Raw genomic sequence first — 2,521 nt, forward strand, 5'->3', positions numbered from 1 at the left:
GGCCGCTTTCAGCTGCGAATTTCGATACGTCACGGAGAAGCGCGCCCGCCCCTGCCGTAAGCATATTGCCATCTTTTCGGATAGCGGAAATCGGAGAATTAAATTTGATGACAGCTCCGCGAATTCCCTTGCTTCGATATCGAATTTTTGCCCGTGTAAATTTACCGAGCCGGAAAACATAGCGCCCGTATGTGCTAAAAATTTCGCAGGCGCACAGCCCTGTACTACGCAAATCGCAGGGGAATTTTAATGCCGTGAATCTGCAAGCGGATCATCTCGCTTCCAAGCGAAGACAGCCTTTTTGCGGCAATGTGCGCAATCTATTTCTCTTCGCTCTATCTCGCCCGCTTGTAACGACAAGTCTTATAAACGCAGTGGTCTTTTAAAAATTTTAACTTCAAATTTTGCTCTGAAGCTCGCTAAATTTAAGGAAGAGCCCTCACAGATAAATTGTTCTATTTTTACGAGGCGCACGAGGTTTTTAAATTTGCGGTGCCCGCAGGAGGCTTTAAAGCTCGATAAGTCTCGCCGTCGTTAGCGCGCAGGGCTGATCCGGCTAGCGATCTTTTGCGCGATTTATCTCCTTGTATTATTTGCTTAAAATCCCGCCGCGGTATATGTCGGCGCCGGACAAATCATAGCTTCGTTTAAATTTAATCCTCATATCCTCTAATGCCAATATGCCTTCCCTCTATCTTAGGAACTACGGGCTTCTTTTTAAGCTTAACGCCATACAAATTAATGCCGTAAAGTTTGCTAAGGCGGATAAAATCGACGTTAAGCTCCTCTAAATCGGTATCGCGAAGATCAAGATATTTAAGACTCGTCATATCGTTTATACTCTGCGGTAATTTTTTAATTGCAGTCTCGGAGATATCTAAAATTTCTAAATTTTTTAAATTTCCGATGCTTTCCGGAAGCTGCGTAATATTTTTGCCGTGGATGTAAAGCTCCTTTAAATTATGTAGGTTTCCGATGCTCTCAGGGATTTTCGTAATGGCTTGGCTGTTAATTTTCAGCTCTTCCAAAGCATCAAGCATGCCGATGCTCTCAGGCAGACTCTCTTGCTTATATCTGCCAATATCAAGCTTTTTTAAGCTTTTTAATGCGCCGATACTTTCAGGAATTTCTTGTATATTTTCAGACCAAATATCAAGCTCCTGCAGATTATGCAAATCCCCTAACTCAGACGGGATCGTTTTGATATTTGAACCTATATGAAGCCTTTTGAGCGACGGGATTTTCACGGCGAGCCGTAATCTCTGCTCGTCCATATGACCCCACTCCTCAAGATTGGGTAAATTTACGATGTTTTCAGGCAGAGAGGTAAAATCTTCGCTTAGTTCCTTTAGACTCGGCATTCGCGAAACCTCATCGGGTAGCGCCTCTATATGCGTGTTCGTAAGATATAAAATTTCCAGACTTTTCAGCTCCGCCAGATACGTAGGCAATGTATGCAAAAATTTACAACTGTAACAGTGGAGCTCTCGTAGCTTGCTCATCCCTGTAATCTGCGGCGGCAATTGCGAAATATGCGTTTCATCCAGCTCAAGATATTCTTTAAATTCGCTACATTCGCGTTCAACTCTTTTACGGGGCAACGATCCAAAATCAGCGTCTTAAGATTCGGAATTTTAGAGATATTTTCACTAATCTCCGTAAATTCGGTAGCGCGCAAGCCTAAATACTTGAGCTTTTTTAAATTTTGCACGCACGAAGGCAGATCCGAAACTCTTGTGCCTTGCAGATCGAGCTTTTTTAAATTTGAAAGCAAGCAAATCTCGGGCGGAACCTGTGTAACTTCATCCACTCTAATCGGCGAAACAGTCATAAAATTCGCGTTTCTGCCGAAGTCTAGCTCATCAATGTCCGCAAGCTTTTCATACAAATCCCACGTCGTAGCGATATCGCTAAAGAAGTTTTTACCGTAGTAATCCCTCTGTCCTATATCGCTAAAGCGTAGAAAATCCGCCAAGTTTTGCATCTGCGTATTTTGATCCTCGCTCAGCTTTGGGCTAGACTTCAGGCGGATGTCCTGCGCATCGTTTGACATACTAATTTTAATGCCTTTAAAACCGGAGATCGATTGCATGCAGAGCGAAAAAGCTACTGCCATAAATAGAGCGATATAAATCTTTTTCATTTGAGCCGCCTTTTTAAAATTTAAAATTCTTAGTATCTGCTGCGCGATATTTATAAAATTTAAGCGACCGCTTTTTGCAAGCTTGATTTAAAAATCCTCGCATTGCTCTACGCTTCGCAAATCCTCTAAATTTTAAAATTTCGGAATTTCGCGCAGCGTCTTGAAGGCGGGGCAAAATTCCGAATCAAAGGACGCTTGTAAATTTTATTTATAAGCCTTAATCGCTTTGTCTAGGATTTTCTCCGCCTCGGCGGCGCTTGCAAAATCCTTCACTTTGACCCATTTATTTGGCTCTAAAAGCTTGTAGGTTTCGAAGAAATTTTTGATCTTATCTAGCGTCGCTTTAGGCAGATCGGCGACCCTTTTGATGCCGTCATA

Annotated in this window: 3 protein-coding genes; all 3 read right to left on the bottom strand. The window is 42.6% G+C overall.

From position 1 onward, the window contains the following. Positions 1-653: 653 nt before the first annotated feature. Positions 654-1,502: a leucine-rich repeat domain-containing protein gene (locus Q0257_RS01225; RefSeq protein WP_298020535.1), complete on the bottom strand. Its 849-nt coding sequence runs from the start codon at positions 1,500-1,502 to the stop codon at positions 654-656. After that, on the bottom strand, positions 1,499-2,143 hold the full coding sequence (locus Q0257_RS01230; protein WP_298020538.1) for a hypothetical protein: 645 nt from the start codon (positions 2,141-2,143) through the stop codon (positions 1,499-1,501). Before Q0257_RS01230 ends, Q0257_RS01225 begins: the two co-directional genes overlap by 4 nt. A gap of 204 nt (positions 2,144-2,347) precedes the next feature. Continuing rightward, on the bottom strand, positions 2,348-2,521 hold a 174-nt coding region (locus tag Q0257_RS01235), incomplete at its 5' end, for an inorganic diphosphatase (RefSeq protein ID WP_298020541.1).

It is taken from the genome of uncultured Campylobacter sp., from assembly GCF_938018035.1.
Taxonomy (GTDB): Bacteria; Campylobacterota; Campylobacteria; order Campylobacterales; family Campylobacteraceae; genus Campylobacter_B.

What these genes read in the sequence shown, in the direction of transcription:
- Q0257_RS01225 (WP_298020535.1), bottom strand. Translation starts at nt 1,502, where the DNA reads ATGAGCAAGCTACGAGAGCTCCACTGTTACAGTTGTAAATTTTTGCAT.
- Q0257_RS01230 (WP_298020538.1), bottom strand. Translation starts at nt 2,143, where the DNA reads ATGAAAAAGATTTATATCGCTCTATTTATGGCAGTAGCTTTTTCGCTC.